Source organism: Litorivivens sp. (assembly GCF_057445395.1).
On sequence record NZ_JBVBUV010000116.1, the window covers coordinates 1 to 7,151 of the forward strand.

General features: G+C 53.9%; 4 protein-coding genes and 1 pseudogene. 3 read left to right on the top strand and 2 right to left on the bottom strand.

Annotation, left to right across the window (positions count from 1 at the left end; genetic code table 11):
• Window positions 1-145: 145 nt before the first annotated feature.
• Together AC222A_RS18380 and AC222A_RS18385 are read right to left on the bottom strand one after the other, a co-directional pair.
• Window positions 146-1,093, bottom strand: a complete 948-nt coding sequence (locus tag AC222A_RS18380; RefSeq protein WP_486775405.1) for an alpha/beta fold hydrolase — start codon at window positions 1,091-1,093, stop codon at window positions 146-148.
• A gap of 16 nt (window positions 1,094-1,109) precedes the next feature.
• The gene (locus AC222A_RS18385) at window positions 1,110-3,332 is read right to left on the bottom strand and encodes a TonB-dependent receptor (RefSeq protein WP_486775406.1); all 2,223 of its coding nucleotides are present in this window, start codon (window positions 3,330-3,332) and stop codon (window positions 1,110-1,112) included.
• A gap of 1,002 nt (window positions 3,333-4,334) precedes the next feature.
• Between AC222A_RS18385 and AC222A_RS18390 the strand changes: the two genes are divergently transcribed.
• The 3 genes and pseudogenes from AC222A_RS18390 to AC222A_RS18400 all read left to right on the top strand — a co-directional run.
• Window positions 4,335-4,847: a Csu type fimbrial protein gene (locus tag AC222A_RS18390; RefSeq protein WP_372750214.1), complete on the top strand. Its 513-nt coding sequence runs from the start codon at window positions 4,335-4,337 to the stop codon at window positions 4,845-4,847.
• A 10-nt stretch (window positions 4,848-4,857) separates the two neighbouring features.
• Window positions 4,858-5,571, top strand: coding sequence for a fimbrial biogenesis chaperone (locus tag AC222A_RS18395; protein WP_372750213.1), 714 nt, complete (start codon window positions 4,858-4,860; stop codon window positions 5,569-5,571).
• An 18-nt stretch (window positions 5,572-5,589) separates the two neighbouring features.
• Window positions 5,590-7,151: pseudogene (locus AC222A_RS18400) on the top strand (hypothetical protein); the annotation flags it as partial.

The following is a 7,151-nucleotide window of genomic DNA, read 5'->3' on the forward strand; positions in this document are numbered from 1 at the left end:
CCCAGCGATTCTTTTGCCAACGTGCGTGCATGCCGGCTGTCACCAACTTGTTGTGCTATCTGTGGCGAGAACTCCAACACGTGTTCCCAATATTCGGAAAATAACGATTCCAGATTTTTCGCTAACTCAGACACGTTTCACTCCTTTATATCAACACGTGATTAGTGGTCGTATTTTTCGCAGCATCGACAGGATCGGCAGCGTACGAACTCACGATCTCTTGCATGATTTCGCCGGCTCGCGGATAGCCCACAACATGCCCCTCACCCTCAAAGATAAAGGCTTTAGCGCCTTGAATTTCCTGACAGACTCGTTCGGCAATCGCAATGGGAACATTGACATCTTCGGTGCCGTGCCACACTTGTACCGGCGCTCGTATGTCCGACAAAGAGAAGCCCCATGGGCGTCCGAATATCTGCATTTCCTGCGCAGCACCTTGGGGGCCCTGGCGTACTGAGTCGAGAAATGCCTCCAGGGTCAATTCTGTTAACCCCGGCGCGGACTCACTGACCGCCCTATCCGCTTCCGGCGCTGCATCTAATTGCTTCTGAATCCATTTTTCGCGGCGCTTTGGATCGGCAAGGCTATTGGCCATATGGCGCATGGCAAAGCGAAGCAGCCACGGTGCTTTTTGCGCCAGCCAGAATAACCGGCGGTTTAACGGTTTCATTCCCTTGCGCACCCATTCTTCATGGCCGGGGCCCATGCCTGAGAGATCCAGCGCAAGGGTCAGGCGCTCAGGCATTCCCCAGGCAAGCGCCAGTACGTGCGGCCCACCACCGGACTCGCCCATTGCGGCAAACCGGTCAATTCCAAGATGATCGGCCAACGCAGCAATATCACGCGGCCAGTCTGTGAGTCGGCGCCCCGGCATAAAATCAGAATGTCCGTAGCCGGGCTTATCGACGGAAATAAAACGGACGCCAGCTTGCTTCGCTGCTTCGTCGTAAAGAATACCCAATAGTCCAGAGGCTGGCGTGCCTGTGATATAAATGCAGGGTAAACCTGCTGGGTCACCGTACTCATACCAGGCCAGGTTGCGCCCATCATTTAGCTGAACAATATTAACCGGCGGTTGCTTCATCGTAGTCATTGTTTCTCCCCAAACGTTACGGCGCAAAGTTATAGTCAAACTGAACCCCGAAACTGCGAGGTGGCGTGATGTATTTGTGCGACAAAACTGTACCGTTATTACCGGCATAGTTATTGGACGCCGTGACACCGCGTTTGTCCTCCAGGTTCTTACCAAATGCGCTTACTGAAAAGTTGCCAATCGTTAAAGACAGACGCGCATCCAGCAAGTGATAGTCACCTTTTTTAATGTCCTGAAAGGATAAGTTTGTCGACGATTCACCTTCGTAGCGATGCACAAGCGTGAATGCGGGTTGCCATGCATGCGAATTCCAGACAAGGTTTATCGTATTGCTGGCAGCCCACTGTGGAGAGCCCGGCAACCGATCCCCCGCTTGTGCAGGCGGGCGTCCATTTTGCGGGTCATAATCTTCAGCAAGTCTGGCATCAAGCCAGGTTAATGTTGTACGTGTATTGATAAAATCGAACGGCACCAGCGCAAGTGAAAGCTCTACACCCTTGATTTCGGAATCACCTGCATTGTCGAGGTATTTGAAGGTGCCTTTATCGTCTGCAGTTACCAGCTGCATATCCCGCCAATCGATATAGAAGGCGGCGATATCCACTGAGAGTCGCTCGTCAAACCAGAAAGATTTGAAGCCTAACTCATAGTTTTTTACTTCGTCTGCTTCATAATTCTGTTTGGTATTGAACACCGCATTATTTGGCGTCAAATTTGGCCCACCCAACCGGTAACCACGGGAATACAAGCCATACAGCAAGATGTCATCTGTCGGTTCCCAGGAAAGGGATACCTTGGGATTAAAACCCTCGCCAGAATTTGAACGGGCTTCATAAAATTCAGTGCCGCCATCTGTCAGGAACAGAAGCCCCTCACCCAAAATTTCACTATCGACTCGGTTGTTGTAGTAACGACCACCAGCAACCAGTCTTACGTGGTCAATGAATTGCCAGCTGCCCTCAAAGAACGCCGCTTCTTCCGGTGCATTGATCAATACCTTTTCACGAAAGACTGTGGTGCCCGCGGTGATGGTTGAAGGTAACGCGACGCCGAGCTGCTGTGATAACGCTATTACGGCAGCAGAACTCTCCGCCAGGGTAGCAGAGTCCAGCACGACGAAAAAATCTTCATCTCGATCGCTGTATGAAAGGCCAAGAAGGTATTCGAAGGTATCGTTTGGTGGTGAGACAAAGCGGATTTCAGCGCTATACCCATTAACTATGCCGCCTTGTTCCAGGATAATGCCCTGCCCGGTGTCCTGAATGCCAAGTGCCGTAGCACCGTCGACAGACAGGTAGCTCGATTTATCCTGATAGCTACCGATAAAGATGACATCACCGTACTCGTCAAAGGTGTGTTCATAGCGAACGCCCAGCACCTCCAGCTCGGTTTCCGTGGGTTCTGGTTGGGTCGTTTCCTTTTTGAGATCACCCAACCGTTCGTCCATGTATCCCGTGTCCGCGACATCAATCGTCTGATACATACCAAATAGGCGCAGTAGGGCATTGGGACTCACCTCCCATTCCAGTGCAGCCCGCCCACCGCGGGTGATAACTTCGTTGGCTTCATCCTGGCCGGTGCCAATGTTATCGATATAGCCCCGCGTTCGCGTGTAATGACTAACCGCTCGAAAGCCAAGGACTTCTGAGATCAAAGGAATATTGACCATCATTTTACGGCTGGTGCCTACTGAGCTGTTTACCCTGTCCGTAGCCGTCAGTTGCGCGGCGAATTCAATGTCATCGCTGTTGGGCGTCATCGGAATATAATTGACCGCTCCCCCCATAGATGCCGAACCATACAGTGCACCTTGTGGCCCACGCAGTATCTCTACGCGGTCAGCATCAAAAGAATCGATGTCTGGCACAACCATCGGCGCAGCGGGGTCCGTTAACGGCACATCATCGTAGTACACACCCACCGCCGTTTGAGACTGGCCCGGAAAGGTGTCCGACGACACACCGCGAATAGTAATCACGGAAAGGCCTGGCGTACTGCTATTGAAGTTCACGCCTGCCGATAGCGTTAAATATTCAGACAGATCGTTCGCGCCGGTTTGCTCGAGCATCGCTTTGTCGATGGCGCTGACAGCTCCCGCTATGGAAGAAATGCTCTGACTACGCTTATTGGCGGTAACAAGAACTTCCTCTAATTTTCGGGTCTGTTTTTGCTCAGCATCGCCATATGCAACACCAGAAATACAAACTGCGACTACCGCTACTTTCGCTACATCTCGCACTTATGCTCTCCGACAAAGAGGTCTGGCAAACGTGTTGCTAGCAATCCGCCCTGTTTCTGACTATCTCCGGACCTCAGAATGCGTTTAGCCAAACCAAACACGGTTCAAACCGTCTATATTGCTAATTTCGATACCAAAGACTAATTGAATGAGGGAGCAATTACTTTGGCGAGGGTACCGAGCTTTTTATGCGGGCGTCAGTTTCACCGCATGCACTTAGTGGCTTTTTGGTAGGAGATAGAAGCGTCTGAGTTAAAGGTAAACTTAATTTATTCAATCACTTGCGACGCACAGACGCGGCCCAAAGGATAACTGTTTGATATCGCCGCTACCAGGTGGTGTGCCACATACCGCTTTGACGACCACGCTCAAATCACGAACGCGCCGCGCCTGAAAATAAATCACATTGGTGTCTAATCTACTGACAGATCGCCTTTCAGCTGGACAGACAATTTCCGGCGACACCCGGGCACGATGGGAGGGCTTTGGCAAGCACCGTCACGAGGAAGTATTACATATAGCCGTAGATGTTTTTGGTCAAAGCGGCAGCGTCAGAAAAAATCAGGCGAGGAGTAACTTGCCCCCGACAATGCTGCCGAGGGCGGCGCGAAACTAGCTTTTCTTGACTGCTTTTTCGGCGCGGCGTTGTTTCAGGGTTTTGACGGGTTTTTTCTTCACTTCTTTCTTTCTGTCCATGCCTTTTGACATGATGTTCTCCTGCACAAGCTGTGCGCTGAAAGCCGTGCCAGCCGCACGGCGAAATTAGTCTACGCCGAATATCCCGATTGTAGTAGATGCCCGATAAAACTTATTTTACCGCTGCTGGAGCGATCGCCTCCCCGCAGCAATGCGCGCTGCGCTGCGGGTTAATTCCGCCCGGCGAAACAGCGGTAGGTAGTATCTCGTATTCAACCTTGTGCCCTGCTTGTCTAGGCTTCGGAGTGAAACTGTGTCCGGGAGCGAGTTGCTTATCGATCCTGACTAAGTATGAAAGGAGAGGTAATGATGAGATTGATCAGATCACTGGCCGCAGCGGTGTTTCTGCTGACGTTAAGCCTGACCAGCAGCAATGTATTCGCCCAGGCTTCGGCTACCACGACCTTCGATGTTACGGCTTCCGTCGTAGACTCCTGCTCCGTCAGCGCTAACAATCTCGCTTTCGGCGATGTTGAACCTGTTAGCAACCTGAACATCGACGCTACCGGTGCGGTAACCGTAACCTGCTCCCTCGGCACCAGCTACTCGGTGGAACTGGATGACGGTGCCAACAGCAGCGACGGCAGCGTGAGCACTCGCCGTATGACTGACGGTGCCTCTAACTTCCTGTCCTACCAACTTTACAGCGATGCACTTCGCACATCCGTATGGGGTGAAACCAGCGGCACCAACGATGTGACCGGTACCGGTACCGGACTGGGTATCCCCTTAACGGTTTACGGTAGGATTCCCTCGGGCCAGCAGGAAACCCAAACTGGCAGCTATTCCGATACCATTAACGTAACCGTCAACTACTGAGATCACAGCGATGATGCGCAAGCCCCATGTCTGGAGCGTCGCGCTCATCTGCTGGCTGGCTGCGCCCCTTGCGGCAGCCGGTTCCTATTCGGTTCACCCGGTACTGGTTGAACTATCTTCAGCGAGCCCTGCCACCACGTTGAACGTTCGCAACCGCGATCAGAAACCAGTAACGCTGCAACTGGCCGTAAAACAGTGGGCCCAGCCAAACGGTGAAGACGAACTGAATGAAACCCGTGACATCATTGCCGTTCCGCCCACATTTACTATCGCTCCGGGCGGGTCACAAATCGTGCGCGTGGGCCTGCGCTCTGCACACGGTCGCGATGAAGAGCAAGCCTACCGCCTGCTGCTACAGGAAATTCCCGCGACCTCTACGGCCGGGCAGGGCTTGCAACTGGCACTGAACATGAGCCTGCCACTATTCGTACAACCTGCTCAATCGGGTACTGCCCGGCTGGAATGGTCTGCCAGAAAAGTCGATGATCAGACGCTGATGTTGTCTGTCGCCAACCGCGGAAGCAGCCACTTCAAATTTACCTCCTGGCGTGTCATGAATGACGAGCGTGATCTGGGCGCCGGAGCGAAGCTTCGCTATGTATTGGCCGGCGCTCGTCAGGAATGGCGGTTACAGCCCGAGAGTCTGCCAGACATTGGCGATACACTGGATATCGTTGTGATCAGCGAGCGCAACGAACAGCGCGCTCGCGCGCTGGTTCAGTAGGAATGCCAGAGCACCACCATGGGACGATCACGCGGGTTGCTGGCATCGGTTCTTGCGAGCTTCGTGCTATCGTCAAACGCAGACATCAAGCCGCTGCCCTGGGTCGGCCCGAGCACATTGTCACCGCTGGCCGTCGAATTGTTCATCAATGGTAAGCCGGTCCAACACACAATTCAGGTACTGGCAGATGCCGATGACAATGTGTACTTGCGCGCCGTTGATCTGCTCGCCGTCGGCCTGCCAATTTCGCTGCGAGATAGCATCGAGGTTAATGGCTACCTCTACCTGCCGCTCAATGGTCTAACTGGCTACCAGATATCCGCCGACAGGAAACAAGGCAGGGTTTCCGTGCAGCGTGACTCCGCGCCCATGCCGAGCGATGCCGAAACCGTGTCCTCCAACCCCTACCAACCGCCGCGCCGATCGATTCCTTTGGGTAACAGGGAAATCAGGGAAGTGCCTGTTCGAGTCATTTTGAATCAGCAGAAAACCGAACGACAAGTAACGCTATTACAGCAGCACGATCGCTGGCTGATTGCCAGTGCCGATGTGCGCGCCCTTGGCCTACCACTGCCAGATCTTGTGCCACTGATTGTTGCGGGACAGCGCTACCTTGTTATCGACACTCTTTGGCCTTATCGCCTGGATGTAGACCCACTCTGGCAGCTGATCAGCATTGACACCCGCCCGGCAACATCCGAAAGCGACGTAGAGGAAACCTGGGTTGAGCTCAATGTAAACGAATCTCGCCGGCCCGCATTGGTAAAAGCCTATCGCGACGACCAACAGCGCTTTTATCTCGACGATAAGACCCTGCATACATTTAAACTGCGCACTCCGCAGACACCTGTGGCCGGCGACAATCTCTACGCTGTCGACGGGCTCGATGAGGTGCTGCCGATGTTTGATCCTCAGCAGCAGTCGCTGGCACTTTACGCCCGGGCGGGTGCCTTCGAACCAAGCCGCGTGACAGGCGACGACAGCGTTCTCGTTGAACCGGACTTCGACCAGCGCGGAGCCATGCTGAACTACGCGCTGTTTGGCTCGCACAGCGACGGCAGCGACCGTTTAAGCGGACAGTTTGAGCTGGGCGCTTTCGCCGGAAGAGGGTTTTTCTCAAGTCAGCATCTGGTCAGGGATATCACCAGCGCCGAGCGAAACGCCGTGCGACTTGAAACCAACCTGCGCATAGACTGGCCCGAGCAGATGCGCTCGATGATTATTGGCGACGCGTTGAGCGAGGCCGGCGCCTGGGGACGGCCAGCGCGATTTGGCGGCCTCAAGTGGGGAACAGATTTCTCAACCCAACCTGGCTTTATCACTTTTCCGACAGAGCTCATTGCCGGGGAAACAGTGGTGCCATCAACCGTCGATATCTTCGTTAATAATGCGCGGCGCTCCAGTGCCCCGGTCGAGCCCGGACCGTTCGCCATTACTGAGGTACCGGTTGTGACCGGCGCTGGTGAAATGCGGGTTGTCACCCGCGATTTGTTCGGCCGTGAGTCCGTCGTCAGCAGGCCCTTCTACGCAAGTTCGCGACTGCTCAAGTCTGGCTTGCACGAATACAGCTATGAATTGGG